This is a genomic window from Clostridium sp. X, from assembly GCF_055755365.1.
This window is the reverse complement of the sequence record NZ_JBVTKX010000002.1, coordinates 1-21,621: the sequence shown is the minus strand read 5'-3', so window position 1 is coordinate 21,621 and position 21,621 is coordinate 1. Positions and strand designations below refer to the sequence as shown.

Genomic DNA, 21,621 nt, shown 5'->3' with positions numbered 1-21,621 from the left:
GTTAGTAGGATTAGTATGGATATGTTGAATTTTTTACTCTGCTGGTTTATAAAAATCCTCTCCTTAAAAAAATAAAGTTTTACTTTTACTTGAAATCATTCAATTTCTTCTGGCGGATTATTTCTATAGTATTCCTCTTGGTCTTCATATTGCATTTTTCTTTCCAATTCAAAGTCAAACAATTCATATTTTTTAATTTTAGTTATTTGTGTTTCATTTTTAATTCTACTAATAAAAAAATCACTTATAAGATTGCTATCTGTCTTAAAAATTAAAGTATTTATCTTTTCAACTATCTCATTTGAATAATTTTCAATTAGCTTTTCAAAATAATAGTCAAATATAGCTTCAAATTTTTCAATTTTATTGATTTGACTGAAATTATATAGTTGCAAAAGTTCTTCATAATTTTTAGTACTCTTTGCTTCTTCCAATTTATTATTAATAAAATCCTGAAATTTTTCTGCACACTTTTGATTTATTTTTTCAATAAATGCTTTTATCTTCTTATCACATTCTATTTCATTTCCATAATTATCAATATCATTCCACTGTAAATAATTAATTTTTGTATGTGATATATATTTTTCTGGCGAATACAATTCTATTGCAATTTCAAATAAATTTTTTATGATATCCTTGTCAATTTTTTTCAATTCACTTAAAGCACTTACTAACGAAATGACGTTTTCCTGTTTTATAAAATATCCTAAGTCCTTTTCCTTAATCTTAATTTTTATTTTTCTTATTAGAGCCTCAAGTTCTTCTTCATTAAATCTAAATGCACTATATATACTACTGATATCTTCTCTTACCTCAGAGTTAGAAACAAAATATTCTTGAAATTCATCTTTTCTAATATCTTCATTTAGCAAAATTTTATTTATTGCCTTATATATATTAAATTTATCAAAGTTCATAGAATTTTTCTTTTCATCTTTATCAGGAAAATAATGATCGTAGATAACAGCTTTACACATTTTTAGAATATCTACATCCACTTTATAAGGTTCAAGGTGATTTTCTAATCTCAAAATCAATTCTACATATTTTATAAAAACTCTTAAATTGTGTATTTTATTCGCTAAAAAGCTTTTTTTCGAAGAATGTGCTTTACCAAAAGCTATATTATCATTTAAATAAACGTCAATTATTTCTTTTCTCTCTTCTATTATCATACTTTTTAAAATACCACTTAATGTACTCCTATCTGTTTTATCTATTTTAATAACATGATCCACCACTTTCTCCTTATATTTATTAAATAACTCACGATCTTTTTCATTTAACTCATCTGAATTACCAATTATTAGAACATCAAAATTCTTTGTTGCTCTTTCAATCAATCCTAGTAAATTTTTCATTTCTATTGAATCTGACTTTCTCTCCATATCATCAAAACAAATAATTCTTTTCTTATTGCCTATAGCATCCCACTTAATATCTTCTATTGAAAATGAGTTAATATAATTTTCAATACTTACTCCTAGAAATTTACCACTCACATCATTAATTAAAGTCTTTGCAACTTTAGTAAAACCACCATCTTCATTGATTTTTTTCAATCCAGGTAAAGAATGAATTAAAATAGATTTTTCTATATCTCTAACTAAACTTTTTCCAAACACAGATGTATAAATTAATTCATATTCACTTTCTCTTTCAGAAAAATAATTTTGAATAAAATATGTTTTGCCAATTCCCCAAACTCCATCAATAAATACACACACTGTATTATTAAAGTTTTTACTGTCACTACTAAATACTCTATCTAAAGCTTTTGTTGCTTGTAAATTGTTCATAATAGTTCCTCCTTAAATCATTATAAAATGGCTTCTATCCCATTATTATACATTAAATCATTTTCCAACCTAAAACAATATTATAATCTATCTTTCCCACTCCAACCCCCTTCCCTTAGCTTCTTCAATAGCTCTCTCCTTCTTAACTTGACCTTCAAGTGCTGTTAAAGGATAATGTTTGTTTTGTCTATTTTCATCTTCTGATAATGCATGTACTGCTGATAATAGTAATTCCATTTGAGCTTGCAATTGCTTCTTATCTGCATTCTGCTCATTGAGTTCAAACGCTTTTAAAAGGGCTTCTTTGGTGAAATGCTCTGGGGGATATAATTTTCTATTTCTGCATTTCTTACCATCAGGAGTGGTAAAGATGATATATTTTCTTTCATCACTCCAATCCACTTTATAACCTAGCTTATCCATATTAGAAATAAATTCTTCTTTACTTCTACTGCACCATTTGCATTGCCTTACTGCTAAGAACAGCTCATACTTCCAACTTTGTTCTTTATCTTTTGCCCTATATTCACCTCTATCTTTATGGTTTCCTTTAGCTCCATCAACAATAATGAGTCCATAATCTCTACATAACTCATCAGAGAATTCCTTTAAGCTTTCTAATTGCTCTTTTGATAGCTGCCATTTTCGTCCTGATGTAAAACTTACAGAATTAATTATAAAGTGGTTGTGCAAATGTTCTTTATCTGTATGGGTAGAATATACAACTTGGAAATCTTTAAAAGCTTCATGACCTAAAAGCTTCTTCCCAATTTCATTTATTACTTCTGGAGTTGCTTTATCATGTGGTGAAAAAGATTGCACAAAATGTATAAATTGCCTTCCTGTTTCCTTTTTAAAATTTTGCTTAGTCATTACAAATTCATTAAAAGCAGTATCTGGGCTACTATCTTTTCCACCAACTAAGTGTGGCTCTGTTTTTTCAGGATTTTTTATATAATTTATAGCTCTTTTCATTCCTTTATATGTGTTATTTGAAGCATTAATAAACTCTATTACTGCCATTTCCTCACCTTACTTTTTACGTTTCCTTATAGAAACTAAATACTCCCATAAATCATTTAACACTTTATTTACTGATGTTATATCTGCACAATTTATTTTTCCCTGATGACATAGCATTGTGAGTTGGTTAAGATTTATCCCTATCTTTGAAAGCTGATGAGTAAAATCTTTTATCCCATCAATAACTATAATTTCATTATTTAATGCTGAAGAAATAACATAATTACTAAAAGACATATTTGCACTTTTAGCCTTTTTCTTTATGCCATTAATTTCTTTTTCTGTCATTCTAATATTTGTTTGTATATTTCTTTTTCTCATCTATTCCATCCTTGCTGAAGAGATTTTTTTAAAAAGGGGCGTGGGGATTCCCCACACTTTACAAGCTATTGGCTATACAAATAGGAAGCTTGCCCTCACCAAAGCCACAGGCTTTATTCTTGGTCTTTTAGGTTATTGAGAAATAAGTAGTTCATCTTCATCAACCATATGTGTTGATGTATTTTCTACCGCTTCTACATATAATTTGTTCATATTTAAAAGCTGTTCATTAAAATCTTTACCTTGCGGAATATGTCTTAATATCTTATATCTGTCTCTATATTTTTCTCTTATCTGCTGACATGCAAAATGCCCTGCTTCATCATTATCAAGGCAGAGCATTATTTTAGTTATATCTGGATTTTCTTCGAGATAATATTCAAGAGCTTTATCCGCAACACCTCCAAGAGAAATGCAATGGCTTTTAAAATCTTTAATATTAAGCTTTTTTATTAATGTTAAATAACTCATAAGATCAATAGGAGCTTCAAATATACATACTGTGTCATTAGTTCCTGACCTGCAAAATGGATAGGTCTTATCTGAATTTTTCACATCACATCTATAAGACTTTCCTGTGGTATTAGTACTTCTTACACTAGCATATTTAGCTTGTCCTTTATTATCATAGCCTACAAAAACACAGCTTCCATGTTTATTTTCATAAAGCATACCCTTGTTTACAAAGTCATAAACTATTTCTTTATCAACATACCTTGTATTTATGAGATATGCGAATATATGCTTGAAGGTACTATTTTTCTCTGGTAGTATAAATTCTCCTTTTTCTTCTTTATTTTCAATTTTTGTTGGTGTATAACTTACAATTTCATTATTTATATTAAGTAGCTTTTTTATTGCTTCTACCCATGTTTTACCCTCCATTTCCATAACAAATTGAATAGCTCCTCCACCTTTGTTCTGAGAAAACCAATTCCACTTATAGCCGTTCCCATGAATATATAACCCGCCATAGCCTTCAATTTTAAATGATCTTGAAGTAACTTGCTTTACTGTATACCCTATACTTTCAGCATAGTTTATAATATTTACACTATCTGCAAGAGCAATTTGTTCATCAGTAAATCTCAATTTTTCTCTTTCCATAAAACTCTCAACTCCTACTAATTATTTATTAAAGCTCCCATTCTTCATCTTCAATATCAATAGAATAGTCAATTTCTTCTTCATTTTTGACTTCTACTATTTTAAAAGGTTCATAACTTGCTCTTGCCTGTATATCTCTTGGCATATATCCCTTTTCAGCCATTGAAGTATATTTTGTATCAGCTACAATAATGTGATCATGTATTCTAATTTCTAGTGGATGAAAAATATCTACAAGTCTTTGTGTAATATTTTTATCTTCAGCTGATGGCAGTATTCCTCCTCCTGGATGGTTATGTGCAATAATCATTGATTTGCAATCACAAGCTAAAGCCTGCTTTAATATTTCTCTTGGATAAACTACAGCTTGTGATACTGTTCCTTCTGATATAAGACTGGCATGAATAATGTTATTTCCTGAATCTAAAAAAGCAACCATAAACTTTTCTTTGTCTTTCTTACCACTAAGTAAGGGTACAAAGTAAGCTCCTGCTTGCTCTGGTGATGATATTTTTATTTTATTTTCACTTTCATGAGACTTCAACAAATTATAAGACGCAATAAATTCATTCAATAATCCTATCTTTTGAAGCTGTTTCTCATTAGGTTCTATAATACGTGGATGTTCTAAAATATTAAATAGACTATTATCTTTTGCATAATCCTTAACCTTTCTCATTGAAAGACCAGTTAATGTAGTTAGTCCTTTTAAAAAGCTTTCTGTATGAGGCCTATTTTTCATTAAATTGCACCTCCTTTCTTTTCATTTTCCATTAACTCTCTTCCTTCTTCTAAAACTTCAATAATTTCCGCTAAGCTTTCAAGTTTTTCTAATGTATCATAAGGCAAGTCCATCAATTCATAATCCCTTAGAAAATTATCTACTCCAAAGGTTTCAATGTATTCTGTAATTTTTTCTTCTGTGTCCATATCCAATTCAAGTAATTGTACAAGTAAAGAAATTATATGTTTATACTCATTAAGATTAATTGTTCTTTGTCTATTCATCGGCTTCACCTTCTCTTTATAATTTTTATATAGATATCTCTTCATTTTCTAGTTCTTCATCAATAGCAGCTTCATTTTCAACTACATTTAATATATCTTCGTCTGCTACAACATCTGTTATCTCTTCATAGATTTCTTTTACTTCTTTGAATCTACTCATTTAAAACCTCCTTCCCTTGTGATTTAAAATATAATTCTAAAGCTTTTTCAATAACATCCTCAATTTCAGGCTGCTTAGTTTCAGGTGCAAAAAACTTATTGATAAGCTTAGGTTTCAATTTAATAGATAAGAGCTTATTTGTCTTTTTCTTTTTATTCAATTCTCCTGAAAGAATTGCATAAGCTGTTTCTTCATTTAATTTTTTTCCTTCTGAATATGCTCTTAAACTTTCAGATTTCTTCATATCTACTTTGAGGTTATGTTCTGAAAGAATAAGTTCTACAATATACTGCTCCTCCTCTGTTAGATAAGAAAGAATTACTGCAGCTGTAAAAGGTATTTCTTCTATATCTAATCTATCTTTTAACTCTTTTATAAGATTACAGATTCTTAAATATCTTGATACAGACCTACCTGAAAGATTAAAAGTTTTTCCTATTTCATCTGCACTTGTCAACTTCTCGCCAACTTGTCGAGAAGTTTCATCAACCTTGATTTCATCAGCTTTCAGAAGACTTTCAATCTCTTTTAAAATATCTGTTCTTTTGCCTTGAGAAGCTAGTGCTTTATGATGCTGCTCTAATGCAGATGCTCTTTCTGAATGAAGCATATCACTAAAAGAACGCTGCATAAGATTTGTTTCAGTTACAATAAGCATGGCTTCTTCATCTTCAAGGTTTTCCTTAATTATTGCTGGCACTTTCAATAGTCCTGCTGTTTTAGCAGCATTTATTCTATTATGACCTGATAAAATTTCATATCTGTCACCTTTTGATCTTACAATGACTGGAACAATAACCCCAAGTTCCCTAATGCTTCGTACCATATTCTCAAGTCGCTCACCCTCATATAATTTAAATGGGTGATTTTCAAAAGATACAAGTTTTGATATGTCAATTTCAATATGATTAGCAGGTTCTTTTTCCTCAGTATTTTCTCCAAACATATCAGCTAAACTCATTAACTTTTTCTCACTCATATTGCTGCAACCTCCCTTGCAAAGTTCCCATAAGCTATTGATACTTTATTCTTAGGATCATACTCTATAGTACTTTTATTTCTCAGATTAGATTCTCCTACCTTTACTGATGTTGGTATCTTGCTTTCAAAGATATGAATATGACTTCCATATGCTTCTTGTATAATTAACAGCACTTCCTTTGATAGTTTCATTCTTTCTGCATACATAGTAAGAAGTATTCCATCAACTTGTATCTTAGGGTTAATCCTCTTTTTTACTCTTAGAATACTTTTTAATAATAACTCCAATCCTTTAGCAGAAAGATATTGAGGAGTAACAGGTATAATCACACTATCACATGCTGCAAGAGCATTAATTGTTAGCATTCCAAGTGATGGGGAACAGTCAATAATAACATAATCATACTCTTCCTTAATTTCATCAATAATAGATTTTAAAATAAGTTCTCTACTCATGACATTAACAAGTGCTATTTCTATTGCTGACAATTCCAAATTACATGGAATAAGATCAACCTTCCCCGTTGAAAGAATATACTTATCTTTTTCAGGTAGATTTTTTTCTTCAATAGCCAGTGCCATCAGATTATATATGGTAGTGTTTATGCTATCAGTGTTATCATAGCCAAAACATACAGTCAAACTGCTTTGTGGATCAAAATCTATAAGTAACACTTTCTTCCCTATTTCAGATAAAGCATGTCCTAAATTTAAAGTTGTTACAGTTTTAGATACTCCCCCCTTTTGATTAACAATTGCTATTACTTTACTCATATGTTTAATATCCACCTTCCTAAATTAATTTTGCTTGTTTTCGCTTTTAACATTTTATAGTTTGATAATACACTAATAAGTTTATTATTTCAAGTAATATTAAATTATTTAGTTTAGTTTTATCTTGATTTATTGATAAATCACATTTAAAAGTGTATATTGTTATTATTAAGGATGGTGAATAATATGGCTTTAACAATGGGCGAAAAAATTCGCATTTTAATAAAACGAAAAAAAATGACTATATCTGAGCTTGCAAATTTAATTGAAACCACTAATCAAAATTTATCCAACAAACTTACTCGTGATAATTTCTCAGAAAAAGAGCTCCAGCAAATTGCTGAAGCTCTTGGATGTAAATTTGAAGGATTTTTTGTTTTTGATGATGGAGATAAAATATAGAAGTTTATTTATTATTTATAAAACACAAGAAGACTATGAAATGTAAGCTGTTAGCTTCTTCATAGTCTTCTTCTATTTTATATTAAATTTATAATGACGCATCCCTTACACTATATAAAATACAAGCTGTTACTTTATCACCATAATTTACCATTAACTCTACATATGTTTTGCTAGCAAGCTTATACTAAAACGCATGAATATTGGAGGTAACCGCATTTAGTCTCCCTTTGAATTAGGGGTATTGCATTTTTATAACTGCTAAAAGCTATAATTTGTATAAGCAATTTAAGAATTCAACAATATCCTTAGCAATAAAAGTTAATCTATTAGTTTCATGCTCCCAATAAACAATTGAGTTAATAGTTAGATCAATACAAAAATAATCCCCAGAAGGTTCTGTTGCAATAGGCAATATCTTTCCATTAAATTGTTTTTTAAAATACTCAATAACACTATAAATATTCTCAGTATCTTCTTTATTGAAAGATAGTAGGGCTTTTATCTCAACTTCCTTGCCATCTGCTGTCTTTATTATATCTAAACTTGGACGCCCACCGTTATTAGTAATAATAAATTCCTTTAAAGTATCTGGCAGTATAATTCCATAGTCTTGTTCAAATTTATTAAGGCTATCAGACTGGATCAATGGCTTAACTCTTTTCCAAATAATATTGTTCATTCTTATTCTCCTCCTTATGAATTATATCCTCCACCCCATATCGATTTGCCACCAGTATGGGCTGCTCCTCCTTGAGTTCTATCATGTATTTTAGTTTCAACCAGTTGCATTTTTCCTGTCTCTGCGTCATGGTGCCAAGTATATCCTTCTGGAGTTTTAGCATCCATGATATCTTCAATCTGTTCTTCTGTAAATTTCTTACGTAACTCTGGGTCTTTATTTATAGTATCTTTCAGTTGTTGATTACACTCTTTAAATTGCTTTGGATTAGACTCTTTTAATAAATCTTTTGGCAATTGTGCATCAAATGCACTATCAAACTCCGGTACAACAACCTCTACTTTTACTCCATTAACATCAATGGTTTTTCTTACATATTCAACGCCAGATCCTTCATGTTTTTTTCCTTCGAACTCCTCATTATCACATTTATAATGGATAACTCCATCTTCATCTATAGTACATTTTTTCATTTGCTCCTCTGACCAGCCTGTTTTCTGTTGTATATCATTTTTTTCATCTTCAGTCAAAGGACGAGTTTCCTTTTTCTCTGAACTATCATTTCTTTTTTCAGCTAATAATGGTTTGTCTAGTTCAGTGATATCCATTGATTTATTGGTCATTTCTTTAGCCAGCTTAGCTAATGAAGATTCTTTCCAATTTATTTCTGCAAATTGCATAAATGCACTCATCTCAACAACACCCCATTATCAATCTCATTTCTCCAAGCCGCATAAATTTCAAGTTTATCGCTACTATATTTTGAATAATCCTTCAATAAACATTGGCATACTGCTAATATTGTTTCCTTGTTAAGTTCAACAGTAAATTTTTCTATCATTTCACATAATTCATCTGTTAATGCTTTAAAGTCTTCTACATTTTGAATTGTATTCTCGACCAATACTTTACATTCAAGTAGTTCTATAACTAATTCAGATAATTTATCAAAGTTTTTATTATTCCATACATTCAATTTACCTGTACTTGCATACTCCTTTAATAAGAAATGAATCCCTATTTTATTCTTTGTTGATAAATTAACTTTTCCTAGAAGGTTATTTAAAAACTCAATATCAACTTCTGTTTGTTCTATGTTTCGTCCTCTTAATAATAATTTTAATAATTCACTAACAAATACATTTTTATTACTTTGCTTATATACAATTGACCCACTGTATTCATAAACAATTTCTTTAGCATCATACTTATTTATTTTACACAATACTGGCTCTAACCAATCATTTTGATATACAACTGCAACACCTTTTGGTAGTTTAGCAATTTCATCTAATTGTTCATCCTTTAATGCTGCTGACTTTCCAGCAAGTCTTCTATCAGTTTCATCTGGTAACCTCATAATAATTTTAGTATTGGTGTTTCTTATAGCTGAGATATCTACTGCACTTGGAGACTGATCAGCAATAATAAATCCTTCTCCATATGTTCTCATTTCTGCTATAGCATTAGATAGCATTTCTACAGATTTTCCTGTAACATTAGACCCCTCTGAATTTTGTTCACTCGATGTTCTTTTTAAAATATTGTGAGCTTCTTCTAAAACTGTAACATGTTTAAGAGGTATATTCATACCTTTTGTAGATGCTATTCTATGTTCATTCAATCTCATTACAAGAATCCCCATAATAAGAGCCTTAGTTTCCAATGAACCCACTCTGCTTAAATCAACAATAACATTTTTATCAAATAAAATATTATTATCTACTTCATCTGATGAGAATATTTGACCATTCAACCCATTTGTTAATGATTTCACCCTTGTTGCCAAAGATCCTATATAGTTGCTTTTTAATTCTTGAGAATAAGCAGAATTTCCAATTACATTGATTAACTCAGTTTGTAGATCTTGAAAAGTTGGAAATAATTCTTCTGAATACTTATTTTTCGATTCTACTAAATTCCAACCGCATACTTCATAAGCTTGTAAAACAGCATCCTTTAATACTGCCGGCATAGCGGCATACATTGGCCAACATACATTGAAAATTTCTATTAAACGATCAATATGTTCTAAAATATGAACTTTAGCTGGAAATTTAAATGGATTAATTCTAAGTATTTCTGAATATACAGGATTAGTACCAAGAACAATAACGTCTTTTCTATTACCAAACATATTCTTATATTCACCTTTAGCTGGCTCTATAATTAAAAAATTAATACCAACATTATCAAGTTGGTCGAGTAATTCATATACCGTATTACTTTTCCCTGATCCAGTAGATCCAGTAATAAATGTATGCATAGATAAGCTATTCCTGTTTAGTTCAACTCTATTAATGCACTCATTTCCCATATTAAAAACATTACCTAGGTTTATAGTATGCGTTGCTTTTTCGCCATTATAACTAACAACTTCCTTTCCAAAGTCAGCATGTTCTGTTACTGGAAAGCCACTTACAGATTTTCTTGGCAAACCCATATGAAGTGCTAATTCATTTCCACTTATCAAAGCACTTGGGGTCACTTCTATACTCCCTGCCGGACCATTGTATGAAAAAACAGGATGCATAAAATTTGTAACATAATCCTTAATGATTTTGGTCTTATCACCATCAGCTTTACTCCATGAATTAATAGCTGAAACTTCTACCCCAGAATTTTCTCCACGCATAAGTGCTTTATATGTCGAAGCTGCAATCTCAGCTCCATATGGATTATCGGATAAGAAATATGCAGCACACTCCCACATTCCTAAACTTTCAAATTCTTTTAGCCTTTCTAACTGAATATCTATTCTCTCTAAAGTATTAATAATTGATTTATCTTGAATTGTTAATGCTATAGTTTGTGATGTACCATTGGTTAATCCTTTTGTATCTGTAGTCCCTTCATTTTTACTTTGATTTTCACCAAAGCTTTCACCATTCGTCTTAGAATTACTTTCACTAAGTGATGTACTGGTTGTAGTTCCATGTGTTTCTGTATTTTGAATTGCTGTACCTAGTAAGCTTAATCCACCTGATATAACTCCACCTACTGCTAAACTTGCACCTCCTGTAACTGGCGCAAGCGCAGCACCGACTATTCCAGCTGCAGAAGCAAGTCCTTTTGTTGTCTTACTTCCCATTCCTTCTTTTGATACTGAATCTGAAATAGATTCACTTCTAGATTGACTTGAACTGTATGTTGTTGATTCATTTTTTGTATAAGAAGTTCCTTTTGTTACTCCTTGTGAAAATGACTGTGACAAGTTAATCGCACTATTATTTGCATAACTTATTTGAGAACTAGCAAAAGGTGATAGTTGAGTATAGATTTTCTCATAATTTTTCCGTGTTTCTATCAACTGTTCTCTAGTTGTACCATTAGCAACTATAATAGCTGTATAGCGTTCACCTTGCATAGAGAGTGCAAGTTTTTCTAATCCTTGAACAAATGACTTATTATCACTATTATTATAATCTCTATTATTTGCTACACTTGATACAGCAGATATACTACTAGCTTTTATTTTTCTTAAAACTTCATACATTTCATCTTCAAGATAATCCTGTGTTTTTATACCTGGAAATTGACCACACATTGCATTTTTTAATGTATCCTTAAGTGAATTTGTTGTTCGTTCAGAATCAAGTGATCGAATTCCCATATAAAAATCTGTTTTTTCCCCATTACTATCAATTATGATAAATACAGCACAATTTGTTGTTGCAAGCGCATTAAAAACACTTGCAAATTTGTGTGTTGAATATTCATTTTTTTCATAAACCATTTCATTTATTTTGAAGAACCTTACATTTTCAGGGATATTTGTTGAAAATTCTTGTTCATTTAATGGGACAATTTCTAAATCTCTAAGTTTTGTAATATAGTTTTTTAAAACTATGTCATCAACAACATGGAATGCTTCTTGAAATTGGACATCTAAACTCTCATATTTAGGCAAAATTACTTTTTCATCTTTATACTCATTAATCTCATTCATTCAGCTGCCCTCCTATTTATCGTTGATTATTAGTATAGCACCTGCAACTCCAATAGCTATTCCTGTTGCTACTATAGCAGTTTCAGCTATAGCTACTCCAACTGCCGCTGTAGCAACCCCTCCTACAACTAATCCTGTACCAACCTGTTTCTTAGTAATTTGAATCTGGGTTTGGCAATTGTTTCTGTCATTTTTAATCTTATCAGCTCTTTTACCATAAAGATAAGCACAAATGCCTTTAAGTAACTTGATTCTCTCTTTTGAAAAATTATATACAAGCTGAACCATTTGTTCATCCATATAGTCTTTGGTCCATGATATTGTTTCAGATTTTAAGACCTCTCCATCATGCTTATCATATAAATCAGCAATGTTAGCTTCTGCTAATGTACTCATCTGATTAAATTCTGCAAATGTAGGATCAACTACAAGACTGTCTTTGAGCATTATTCTAACCATACGAGTATCTTTATTCTGTATAGCTTGTCTGAATTCTTGTGTAATTGTCATATATTTCCCCTCCTAATACTAAATTTGAAGTATCGCTTGTATACGTATTTGAATATCTTCAAGCCATTTTAATCGTTTATTTGTTTCCACAATCATCTTTTCTACATTTTTACTATCAGTAGCACATATCTCTAATTCTGCTAGTTTCTTCTTTAACACATCATCAAGTTCAACAAATTTCTTTCCAAAGAAAGTTTTTATATTACCAACTTGTCCTTTTGCATATTTTATAGCATTATCACTATTGTCAAATAACTGTTTTTGCAAAGGTGCAAAAAACCTCTGTGCAAGCTCAGAACCATTAATATACTCAACATCTTTATATTCGGTTTTTGTAATATATTTTGGCTTCCAAAATTTAAAGAATCCCAAAAACCCAGATCTTTCAGGGTTCTCAACCTCATATTCTCCAATCTTTACACGTTCTGTTTGAGTGAGATCACCTAATAATTTGCTAATATTTTTTGTATTTTCAATTTCTCCATCTAATAATTCAAAAGGATTAACTTTTATAACACCTACCTCAACATCTTTTGATAAAGCTTCAATCTTCTGCTTATACTGACTAAGTAATTCTTGAGCATTTCTTTCAACATGATTTGTTATAATATTTTCTAATTTGACCTGAATTTCTGCTTGTAATCCCTCTGCAAACCTAGCAAACACTTGGCAAATACTTTCTGCTTCCCTAGGACTAAGTTTAGATTCGCAACTTGAACACTGAGCTGAAATTTTCTTTTGTGCTTCCTTAATGATATTGTTGGAAACTTCTTTGATTTCATTGTCATAGTTAATAGCATCTATCTTACTCTTGAATTTTTTTGCTTCTTCTCCATTTTTTAATTTTGTTTTTATAGCGTCTATTTGTGATATAATTTCCTTCTGTTTACTTTGATTTAATGCAATATCTTGCTTTGTGTTCTCAAATGTTCTTGCACTTTCTAATTTTTTTGAAAAAGTGTCGACAATATTCTTTATTTTAGCTGTTTTTGCATACTTAGCGACATATATCCTTATAGCTGACTCAATTGGTATAATCCCTGTGTGAACAAGAGCTTCTGTATATTTATCTCCAGATTCCTTTGCTATTGCTAACTCAGAAGTAATTTGTCCACGAACACTTGGTGTTAATGGAGCATATGTTTCTAAATGTAGTTCCTCATTTCGGTTTAACTTATTTACTTTTATTACTGCTTCCATAATATTTGGATCTATATCCTCATCCATAAGATTTAATTTTGATAAATCTACATCTTTCAAAGAAGTTCTTATGTCTAAAGCTGGTAGTGCTGCTGCTGGATAAATATTGGGGTTCTTTATTCCCTTATCTTCTAAGTACTTTCGAACTTTTTCAATTGAGTTAACGACACTATCTTCACCTTTTTTGAAATCATCTAATTTGTTTACTACAAAAATAAATCTATCTTTTGATTGTTTCCCCCCCACTCTCATACTATCTGCCACATGATTTAGTAAGTTATTATCATCATTAACTGCTAACTGTGTAGCATTTAATATGTATAAAACAACGGTTTTTGATGATTCTGATAACATACGATAAGTAGCCGCTTTATGTCCCGGGTCTCTAGAATTATTAGGACCAGGAGTATCTACTAGGACTAATGAAACATCTTCTGATGTCACAAAAGGTATATTTCCCTCAACATCAATAGTCGAAACTAATGGATTGTTATTTAAGTTGTCCATTACACTAAAATTAAGTTCAGGATGCGTTTCGATTAGCTGTCCATGTTTATCATAAACCATAGCTCTGAAAGAGTCTAAATCTTTATCTCTTATTTTTGTAATTGTAGCTGTACAGGCTTCTTGTTTTGCAGGCATTAGTTTTTGTCTTAGAAGAGCATTTATCAAAGTTGATTTTCCAGCACTCATGGTAGCAACTACATTCACTTCAAAATCGCTACTACAAGCCATTTCAAATGCACGGTTTACATCTACCTGCCTTAATTCATCAAAAGGACCATTCTGAATATCATTAAAAATATTTTTTATAGCTTGTTCTTTTTCCTTCACTTCCTTAGCAGGTATGTGTTCACAATCTATCTGAATTCCTTTTTCTTTTGCTTCTTTAGCTACAGATAATAAATCCTCATAGTCTAAAACAGTTCCATGAAATATAATTTTAAAAGTTCTAGTGTTACACTCATCAACCAAAACTTGTGGTAAATCTTCTATCCATTCTTGTAACCTTTTGTCATCCACATTTAGTGCACTATTTGCTTTAATGGGGTTTCCATCAATCTGAACTTGTGTTTCAACTTTATAAGGGTTGTATTTTATAAATATTTCTCTCATTAGCATTCAGCTCCTTCTGCAATAATTTGTTCCAAGCAAAGTATGCCACAATTTATTAGTAAATCAATAATTGGACATTTTTCTTTATCACTATAATTTTCATTTATCCTATTTAATATATTTTCAGAATAAAACTTAGAAAGATCATAACTTTCATTTTTAAACTTTCTTTGAAGAAAGATGTAGTCATCCTGCTCATCTTCATTCAATTCACTTCCAAACATTTTCTTTTTTGCTAATCTACCAGCGTATGAAGAAACAGGACAAATAATTGGATTTTTAAGTCCTAATTTTAATAAATCTTCCTTCAAATAATTTATACTTTCTTCTATAGAATCCTCTGGAATTCTATATCGATCCAATTTATTTAATACAAAAATTATCTTATTTTCATCTACATTCTCAAAAATAAACTGTAAATATTTAAGATCATCATCCGTCCCAGAATTCTCAGCATTTATTAAGTATAACACCTTATCATATTGCTCATTTAGAACAGTATCTTTAGTAATCTTAGTATGATCTGAATTTAATGATGAATTAACTCCAGGAGTATCAATAATACATAATCTAGAATGTTTTTGTGCTAATAACTTAAAATATGTAGAAACAAGTATTTTATCATCCTTATTACTAGTATCATCATTTAAAAGTATCTTCTCATCTACATCTAAATTTAAGACCCCATCTGACTCATAATTAAATCCATCTTCAAATGCCTTATCATAAATATAATGCAACTTTGAAGTGCAAGCATCATTCATTGTGCGATTTATAGTCTTGCCAACTATCGCATTAATAAGTGTTGATTTTCCTGCACTCATATTTGCTATTGTAAGCACTGTTAATTGTTTTTGCTTTAAATATTCTTTATTATCTTGCCAACACTTAACTTGATATTTAATTTTGTCTAATCCTTCAATAGACTTTTTATTTTTATAAAGTACATCAAAAAGTAAATCTAGCCTTTCATGATATCTTTTTCTATAAATAGATTTAATTTCACTTAATATATTAGTAGCTTTAGTAACATCCATCATAGCATTTATAAATAGACAATCACACACAAGAGCATACCTATATGTAAATAATTTAAACCCCTTAAATTTTACACCTATAACACCTTTTGAAACTCTTTTTAATTCCTGATCATTATATGAATATTGATCTATATCTTTGCCTAAAAATGCATTCTTATAATTTTTCAATGATTCTAAAGCAAATTCATCTTTTTTAGAATACCTATTAACAATATACTCCAAGACATTTAAATATTTAATCTTATATTTTACACTTTCCTCTATCACTGGATGTTTTTTAAGTGAATGTGAAACAGTCATCAACCTTAAATCAAACTCCATATCCTCTTACCCCCATATATTATAACTGCAATTAAATCACATATACATAAATTTACACTTACCCATTTATTATATATAATTATTTTTAAACTCTTTATTTTTTCAATAACTTTTTAAACAAACTGTGATGGCGATATAACTTTTATATACTTCCTTTGAATTAATATACACATAATTATGCCTCTACCATAAACATCAGCTTCTACAATAAATTTTCTCTACCGATTCTATGCGCCTTACTGTAGCTCACCTATCTAATATTGCATCTATTAAAGATTCTGTAAATTTAAATTTTTTTCATAATCTTGCTTGCATACTCGCTTTCTAGATTCTTCATCTTCAAATCTCTAAGTATTAGCTATATAATTTTTCCTAATTTATCTACGTTTGTTAACTCTATCTATTAACCAATCACACATATAAGTTTCTCATTTTTTCAATAGTTTCCATCATTTCTTCCCTAAATTTATCAGAACCCAAAACCTCTACAGAATCCCCTTGACTCAAAAGCCACATCTTTATACCTTTACCAAACACATTTGCATCTATTATGTATTTACCTTGTTTTTCTTTTACTACTTTTGCATTAGGTAGTCTATCTAAAACTGCTTCTATAGATCCACCTGTAAATCTAAACTTTATTCTTTCTAGTTCTCCTGTATGCATAAATTGAATTAACTTTCTAAACTCTCCATCTTGAAATCTCTTGCTATACTCCACTTTATATTTTCTATCTACAATAGTTAAATTTTTAATTCTATCCACCCTATAGATAGTAGGGTATTCATAACTTTTTCCTTCTATTAAAGCTATAAGATAAAAATAATACTCAGAAAATAATATTCCTTGTGGATATACAGTTCTTTTTGAGACCTGTTCTTGTATCTTTCCATCTGCACCCATCTTACAATATTGAATGTCTAATACGTTTTTATCTTTTATTGCACTACTTATTTGCCACAAATTGTCTAAGAGTTCTTTACCATGTTGTGGTGAAACATAGTTAACTAGTTCATTTCCTATAATGCATTTGATGCTTTTTTTATCTTTACAAATACAATTATCAAGAAGTTTTTGAATTATATCTTTTATTTCTGTATCTACAAAACCTCTGCTTTCTAAGAGAACTTTCGAAATTGCTAAAATTTCCTTTTCATTGAGATTTTTTTCATGCTCTCCTTTAAGGATATAGCCCCCTTTTTCTCTATCGGATATAACTTTTTCACCTATTAACTCACCATTAGACTCTTGATCTATAAAATCTTTTATATCTTTTATGTATCTATAAAAAGTTCTTTCATTTATATTAAATTTATCTATTACATCAGTCTTTATAACTACCTTTCCTTCTTTTAATTGATTGTAAATGAATAGTAATACATTTGTTTTAAATCTTTCCATATTAAATATGTAAACCTTTCTCAAATTTTTTATCTATTTATTAATTATACATATATTCCTAAAATTCCTTCTTTTTTTTAGTTTTTCTCTTATACATTTCTGTATCAGCTTTTTTTATTAAATCATTAATAGATATTTCTTTTTGTACTTTTTTACTATATTCATAAAAACCATAACTCAAACTTAATTTATAGTTAATACTATTTTTATTGATTTCATCTACTCTTTTACAAATTCTATACCATACTATACTAACTTCTTTCATTGTTGTTTTTGGAAATACTACTAAGAATTCATCTCCTCCCATCCTAATTACAAAGTCAGTTTTTCTAATACTTTCTCTTAGAATTTTTGCTATGCTTATTAAACTCTTATCTCCTTCTTCATGTCCAAAGGTATCATTTATCATCTTCAATCTATCTACATCAACAAAGCAAACAACAAGATTTTCATTGCTAGTTTTAGACAGGTTAAGTTCTTTACCTAGTAATTCTAAACCTGACCTTCTATTTAATGCTCCAGTCATAGCATCCGTACTTGCATAGTAACTTAATTTTTCTTTTTCTATATTTAGTGTTTTTAACATACTATCCTTCTGTCTTAGAATTTTAATAAGTGTTTCCTTATCTATATTTTCATAATCCAATTAACATCACTACCCTCAATATTTATATTTCATAAATTTTACTTTAATTATATATTACTATGATGACATTGACTGTCAGTCTAAATAAGAAAATAATAACTTTTAAATCATATGAACTTATAAAACACAAAAAGACCATGAAGTTTCAGCCAATACTAGCTCTCTTCATAGTCTTTTTCTATTTTATATTAAATTTATAACAACATATTCTCTTACACCATATCAAATACCAACTCTTACTTTCACACCATTAATTTGCTCTTTATTCTTAAAATCATCACCTTTTGTATTAAAGTTAAAAAAGCTCGTAAAGTGCATGTACTATTTAATTACTTTTTATTTCTAATAAGTATTATTAATTTTACATTTAATCATACGATATATTAAAAGACTATCTAATCTCCATAATGGATTACATATTTATTTTCTTTGATCGCAATAGATATCTTCTCTATTAACATTTTCAGTTCTTTTGATTTACAATTAGTATTCTCTTCAACAATAATATCTAAGAAAGTTTTAAGTGACTTTGGTGGTATTAATGTTATTCCGCATAGAGATAGCCCTTGATAGTGACGATCTATGCTATTAATAAATGTTTCCATTTCTTTAAACATATCAAGATTTCTCATATATATTTCTGTAAAGAAATCATCATCAATGAATATACAATCATATTTCTCAGGCTCATAATCAATATATGATTTCTTTTCTTCAATTTCTTCCATTACCCCAAATCCTTGAGTACTAGGCATAAAATATTATATTCCTTTCTATAATTATTACAAATTAAAGTTTTTAATTTAACTATACAATTAATTCCATATTTCTCTATTAAATTCATACTTAGATAATTAACTTCTATATGCTTATTATCATCATGATGTTTATCAAAATGATGATCTACTGATTCAACACGAGTAGTTCATGTACTTTGATCCCATTCCATTAAATCCGCCTCAGAAAAAACAAGAGAAACATTACCGTATTTATAGTCAACTTCTGCAGCTTATATTGCTTCTTACTTCTAATTACTTATACTTGGGACAAGTTGCACATTTATATATCTGAACTTCTAGATAGTCTGCAAAATACCTCTTTAATGAGTCATTTGAAATATTAGGACATTTAATTTTACCATCTATAAGTTTAGCCTCTATATTTTCTACTGCTGTTATGAACCGTAGATGTTCTCTCTGGCAATTTACCCTTTTTCTCATATAATTGTGACCATCAGTGAAAGCATTGTATTTATAATTATATTCATTCTCTAGCTCTTTCTTAATGTTTCTTTCAGCTACTGAAGCTATCTCATCATAAGATGCTTGATAGTGACTTTTCAATTTATCCAAGGATAAATACTCAGTTTCTAGGGCATTTCTTACCTTAGCTTCTGCTTCTTTATAAAGCTCTTCTCTCGTTTTTGAGAGTGTCGTTGATAACTTATTATTTTCTTCTTTTAGAGTAGCTAATTCACTCTCCTTTTGAGATGCTAGTGCTTCCAGCTCATATTTTACCCTATTAAAGCTATTTTGTATGTGAGCATTATCTTTTATAAAATCTGAGATTTGTTTATTCTTATTGTCTATATCCTCTACATATCTCTTTCCTATATCACGCAAAGAATTCTGGCAGAACTCTATAGTTTTATTTTTGTACAAGATAACTTCATGTTGATATACAGTAATATCAGTTATATATGTTATATCCTTAAAATATAGATAAGCTACTACACAATAGTCATCTTTTATTGTTATTGTATCAAGTACACTTGCTAAAATAAGCCTTCTTTTATGCTTATTTTTCTCTTCTAACTCGTTTATACCATCAGTGATTGGAATATACATAAATAGTAGATGATTATTACTATAATCCTTGAGTGCTAATAAAAACTCAGTATCTGCATGGAAAGCATAATACCCACTAAGCTTATCTACTGTGCTATGTTCCAGCATATTCACTATTGAACCACGTTTTTCTCTATTAGTTTTAATCCTATCATCAACTTCAGTTCTATCTAGACTTTGCAACTGTAGGATATCTATATAGTTATTTGAAATAAATGTTGCTCTCTTTAAATGATCGACTGTATATGCATTTATAACATTCTCTTCTAAGAATCCTAACTTCTTATACTCTATCGCTTTTTCGATGTGAGCTACTGATAATGGATTCTTCATAGTTTGACCTTCAAAAATATACTGTTCACTTCTTTGAATCGGCTTACCATCAGTTCTATATAATGGTCCAGCTAAAAGGTCAGCTCTTAGCTTTGTCTTCTCTATTCTATTATAAGTAAATACCTCTTCTTCCTTTGTAACATAGTATTTATTTTCTTGACTCCAGAACTTTGATATTGCAAATTTCTTCATTTCAGTATGAAGAGCACTTTCATAAGTATTAGCCCTTGGTTTATCAAATTTATATATCTCTTCATAATTCTCATTTGAAGTACGAAGATAGCATTCTTCGATAAATTCTTCTTCCCCATTTTCCTTACTTTTCTTATGTGCGAAATACGGCTTCTTCTTCATGCCATCACCTAATGCACATATAAAAACCTCTTCTTTACATTCACTACATCTCAGCTTTACTTTATTTATAGGTGTATGATACAAGTAACTAGACAAGTCAGTACTGTTACTCATTATCCAATATTCAGGATAGACTTCCATCCATTCACCATTCATTAATGTCTCTGCTTTGTCCAATATAAATTCACATCCCTTTTTAATCTCACATTTATAAAATTCTGCAAAATTTAACATAATCCTTCTACTATTTTGAAGTATTATGTTAAATTCTTATATGTTGGAAATATGCAATTAAATTACTGCACTTGGTCCAACCTTGATTGAAGTGCTAGAATCGCTCTGTCAATCAATTGACTTCAACTATGCCTCTTGTTATCTTCAACTACTTTTATTTTCTCTCTATACGATAAGATGTCATATAACATGTATTCAAAGATAATACTTCCGGCAATTGTTGCCTAATTTATTAATATGAAAATCATTCTCTAGATATTTAATAAAATAAATTGATACCTATACATAGTCATTAATTATTACTATAATAATGATATTATATTGTAATTTTACATTATCAAAAATCAAAAACTAATTAAATAGAAAGCTACCAAAAACCTCATTGATTTTGCATTATCAGGTGAGTGTGC

At 29.5% G+C, this 21,621-nt stretch carries 20 protein-coding genes; 1 reads left to right on the top strand and 19 read right to left on the bottom strand.

Annotated elements, in window-relative coordinates; translation table 11 throughout:
* Window positions 1-95 precede the first annotated feature (95 nt).
* From ACX0KU_RS15745 to ACX0KU_RS15705, 9 genes are all read right to left on the bottom strand, one after another.
* On the bottom strand, window positions 96-1,802 hold the full coding sequence (locus ACX0KU_RS15745) for a hypothetical protein (protein ID WP_472992528.1): 1,707 nt from the start codon (window positions 1,800-1,802) through the stop codon (window positions 96-98).
* Window positions 1,803-1,889: 87 nt separating this feature from the next.
* The gene (locus ACX0KU_RS15740; protein WP_472992527.1) at window positions 1,890-2,825 is read right to left on the bottom strand and encodes a relaxase/mobilization nuclease domain-containing protein; all 936 of its coding nucleotides are present in this window, start codon (window positions 2,823-2,825) and stop codon (window positions 1,890-1,892) included.
* A gap of 9 nt (window positions 2,826-2,834) precedes the next feature.
* The gene (locus tag ACX0KU_RS15735; protein WP_472992526.1) at window positions 2,835-3,146 is read right to left on the bottom strand and encodes a plasmid mobilization protein; all 312 of its coding nucleotides are present in this window, start codon (window positions 3,144-3,146) and stop codon (window positions 2,835-2,837) included.
* Window positions 3,147-3,278: 132 nt separating this feature from the next.
* On the bottom strand, window positions 3,279-4,253 hold the full coding sequence (locus ACX0KU_RS15730) for a DUF3991 and toprim domain-containing protein (RefSeq protein ID WP_472992525.1): 975 nt from the start codon (window positions 4,251-4,253) through the stop codon (window positions 3,279-3,281).
* 28 nt (window positions 4,254-4,281) lie between these two features.
* On the bottom strand, window positions 4,282-4,995 hold the full coding sequence (locus tag ACX0KU_RS15725) for a JAB domain-containing protein (RefSeq protein WP_472992524.1): 714 nt from the start codon (window positions 4,993-4,995) through the stop codon (window positions 4,282-4,284).
* Window positions 4,995-5,261: a hypothetical protein gene (locus ACX0KU_RS15720; RefSeq protein WP_472992523.1), complete on the bottom strand. Its 267-nt coding sequence runs from the start codon at window positions 5,259-5,261 to the stop codon at window positions 4,995-4,997. The genes ACX0KU_RS15725 and ACX0KU_RS15720 overlap by 1 nt, the downstream gene beginning before the upstream one ends.
* 25 nt (window positions 5,262-5,286) lie before the next feature.
* Window positions 5,287-5,421 (bottom strand): hypothetical protein, encoded by a 135-nt coding sequence (locus tag ACX0KU_RS15715; protein ID WP_472992522.1) that lies wholly within the window; start codon window positions 5,419-5,421, stop codon window positions 5,287-5,289.
* Entirely contained in the window at window positions 5,414-6,400 is a 987-nt protein-coding gene (locus tag ACX0KU_RS15710) for a ParB/RepB/Spo0J family partition protein (protein ID WP_472992521.1), read from the bottom strand. The genes ACX0KU_RS15715 and ACX0KU_RS15710 overlap by 8 nt, the downstream gene beginning before the upstream one ends.
* The gene (locus ACX0KU_RS15705) at window positions 6,397-7,176 is read right to left on the bottom strand and encodes a ParA family protein (protein WP_472992520.1); all 780 of its coding nucleotides are present in this window, start codon (window positions 7,174-7,176) and stop codon (window positions 6,397-6,399) included. The genes ACX0KU_RS15710 and ACX0KU_RS15705 overlap by 4 nt, the downstream gene beginning before the upstream one ends.
* Window positions 7,177-7,362: 186 nt before the next feature.
* On the opposite strand from ACX0KU_RS15705, the gene ACX0KU_RS15700 reads away from it, so the two are divergent.
* On the top strand, window positions 7,363-7,578 hold the full coding sequence (locus ACX0KU_RS15700; RefSeq protein ID WP_472992518.1) for a helix-turn-helix transcriptional regulator: 216 nt from the start codon (window positions 7,363-7,365) through the stop codon (window positions 7,576-7,578).
* 268 nt (window positions 7,579-7,846) lie between these two features.
* Here ACX0KU_RS15700 and ACX0KU_RS15695 read toward each other — a convergent pair whose 3' ends face one another.
* The 10 genes from ACX0KU_RS15695 to ACX0KU_RS15650 all read right to left on the bottom strand — a co-directional run bounded on the left by ACX0KU_RS15695 (window position 7,847) and on the right by ACX0KU_RS15650 (window position 21,211).
* Complete coding sequence (locus tag ACX0KU_RS15695; protein ID WP_472992516.1) at window positions 7,847-8,260, bottom strand: SMI1/KNR4 family protein; 414 nt, start codon at window positions 8,258-8,260, stop codon at window positions 7,847-7,849.
* Window positions 8,261-8,274: 14 nt separating this feature from the next.
* Window positions 8,275-8,952, bottom strand: a complete 678-nt coding sequence (locus tag ACX0KU_RS15690) for an HNH endonuclease (RefSeq protein ID WP_472992515.1) — start codon at window positions 8,950-8,952, stop codon at window positions 8,275-8,277.
* Window positions 8,949-12,209, bottom strand: coding sequence for an ATP-binding protein (locus ACX0KU_RS15685; protein ID WP_472992513.1), 3,261 nt, complete (start codon window positions 12,207-12,209; stop codon window positions 8,949-8,951). Before ACX0KU_RS15685 ends, ACX0KU_RS15690 begins: the two co-directional genes overlap by 4 nt.
* 12 nt (window positions 12,210-12,221) lie before the next feature.
* Window positions 12,222-12,719 carry a hypothetical protein gene (locus tag ACX0KU_RS15680; RefSeq protein ID WP_472992512.1) on the bottom strand — a complete coding sequence of 166 codons (498 nt, stop codon included), beginning with the start codon at window positions 12,717-12,719 and terminating at the stop codon, window positions 12,222-12,224.
* A gap of 18 nt (window positions 12,720-12,737) precedes the next feature.
* Complete coding sequence (locus tag ACX0KU_RS15675; protein WP_472992509.1) at window positions 12,738-15,035, bottom strand: dynamin family protein; 2,298 nt, start codon at window positions 15,033-15,035, stop codon at window positions 12,738-12,740.
* Window positions 15,035-16,396, bottom strand: coding sequence for a dynamin family protein (locus ACX0KU_RS15670; protein WP_472992508.1), 1,362 nt, complete (start codon window positions 16,394-16,396; stop codon window positions 15,035-15,037). Before ACX0KU_RS15670 ends, ACX0KU_RS15675 begins: the two co-directional genes overlap by 1 nt.
* Window positions 16,397-16,807: 411 nt before the next feature.
* Complete coding sequence (locus tag ACX0KU_RS15665; protein ID WP_472992506.1) at window positions 16,808-17,797, bottom strand: helix-turn-helix transcriptional regulator; 990 nt, start codon at window positions 17,795-17,797, stop codon at window positions 16,808-16,810.
* 58 nt (window positions 17,798-17,855) lie between these two features.
* Window positions 17,856-18,443, bottom strand: coding sequence for a GGDEF domain-containing protein (locus ACX0KU_RS15660; protein WP_472992505.1), 588 nt, complete (start codon window positions 18,441-18,443; stop codon window positions 17,856-17,858).
* A gap of 395 nt (window positions 18,444-18,838) precedes the next feature.
* Window positions 18,839-19,198, bottom strand: coding sequence for a hypothetical protein (locus ACX0KU_RS15655; RefSeq protein WP_472992504.1), 360 nt, complete (start codon window positions 19,196-19,198; stop codon window positions 18,839-18,841).
* A 276-nt stretch (window positions 19,199-19,474) separates the two neighbouring features.
* Window positions 19,475-21,211 (bottom strand): hypothetical protein, encoded by a 1,737-nt coding sequence (locus ACX0KU_RS15650; RefSeq protein ID WP_472992502.1) that lies wholly within the window; start codon window positions 21,209-21,211, stop codon window positions 19,475-19,477.
* Window positions 21,212-21,621 lie beyond the last annotated feature (410 nt).

Excerpts from the sequence above, each read along its gene's own strand:
- ACX0KU_RS15665 (WP_472992506.1), bottom strand. The coding sequence starts at position 17,797 with ATGGAAAGATTTAAAACAAATGTATTACTATTCATTTACAATCAATTA.
- ACX0KU_RS15710 (WP_472992521.1), bottom strand. The coding sequence starts at position 6,400 with ATGAGTGAGAAAAAGTTAATGAGTTTAGCTGATATGTTTGGAGAAAAT.
- ACX0KU_RS15740 (WP_472992527.1), bottom strand. The coding sequence starts at position 2,825 with ATGGCAGTAATAGAGTTTATTAATGCTTCAAATAACACATATAAAGGA.
- ACX0KU_RS15695 (WP_472992516.1), bottom strand. The coding sequence starts at position 8,260 with ATGAACAATATTATTTGGAAAAGAGTTAAGCCATTGATCCAGTCTGAT.
- ACX0KU_RS15670 (WP_472992508.1), bottom strand. The coding sequence starts at position 16,396 with ATGGAGTTTGATTTAAGGTTGATGACTGTTTCACATTCACTTAAAAAA.
- ACX0KU_RS15715 (WP_472992522.1), bottom strand. The coding sequence starts at position 5,421 with ATGAGTAGATTCAAAGAAGTAAAAGAAATCTATGAAGAGATAACAGAT.
- ACX0KU_RS15655 (WP_472992504.1), bottom strand. The coding sequence starts at position 19,198 with ATGCCTAGTACTCAAGGATTTGGGGTAATGGAAGAAATTGAAGAAAAG.
- ACX0KU_RS15720 (WP_472992523.1), bottom strand. The coding sequence starts at position 5,261 with ATGAATAGACAAAGAACAATTAATCTTAATGAGTATAAACATATAATT.
- ACX0KU_RS15675 (WP_472992509.1), bottom strand. The coding sequence starts at position 15,035 with ATGAGAGAAATATTTATAAAATACAACCCTTATAAAGTTGAAACACAA.
- ACX0KU_RS15735 (WP_472992526.1), bottom strand. The coding sequence starts at position 3,146 with ATGAGAAAAAGAAATATACAAACAAATATTAGAATGACAGAAAAAGAA.
- ACX0KU_RS15650 (WP_472992502.1), bottom strand. The coding sequence starts at position 21,211 with ATGTTAAATTTTGCAGAATTTTATAAATGTGAGATTAAAAAGGGATGT.
- ACX0KU_RS15685 (WP_472992513.1), bottom strand. The coding sequence starts at position 12,209 with ATGAATGAGATTAATGAGTATAAAGATGAAAAAGTAATTTTGCCTAAA.
- ACX0KU_RS15730 (WP_472992525.1), bottom strand. The coding sequence starts at position 4,253 with ATGGAAAGAGAAAAATTGAGATTTACTGATGAACAAATTGCTCTTGCA.
- ACX0KU_RS15705 (WP_472992520.1), bottom strand. The coding sequence starts at position 7,176 with ATGAGTAAAGTAATAGCAATTGTTAATCAAAAGGGGGGAGTATCTAAA.
- ACX0KU_RS15745 (WP_472992528.1), bottom strand. The coding sequence starts at position 1,802 with ATGAACAATTTACAAGCAACAAAAGCTTTAGATAGAGTATTTAGTAGT.
- ACX0KU_RS15680 (WP_472992512.1), bottom strand. The coding sequence starts at position 12,719 with ATGACAATTACACAAGAATTCAGACAAGCTATACAGAATAAAGATACT.
- ACX0KU_RS15700 (WP_472992518.1), top strand. The coding sequence starts at position 7,363 with ATGGCTTTAACAATGGGCGAAAAAATTCGCATTTTAATAAAACGAAAA.
- ACX0KU_RS15725 (WP_472992524.1), bottom strand. The coding sequence starts at position 4,995 with ATGAAAAATAGGCCTCATACAGAAAGCTTTTTAAAAGGACTAACTACA.
- ACX0KU_RS15690 (WP_472992515.1), bottom strand. The coding sequence starts at position 8,952 with ATGAGTGCATTTATGCAATTTGCAGAAATAAATTGGAAAGAATCTTCA.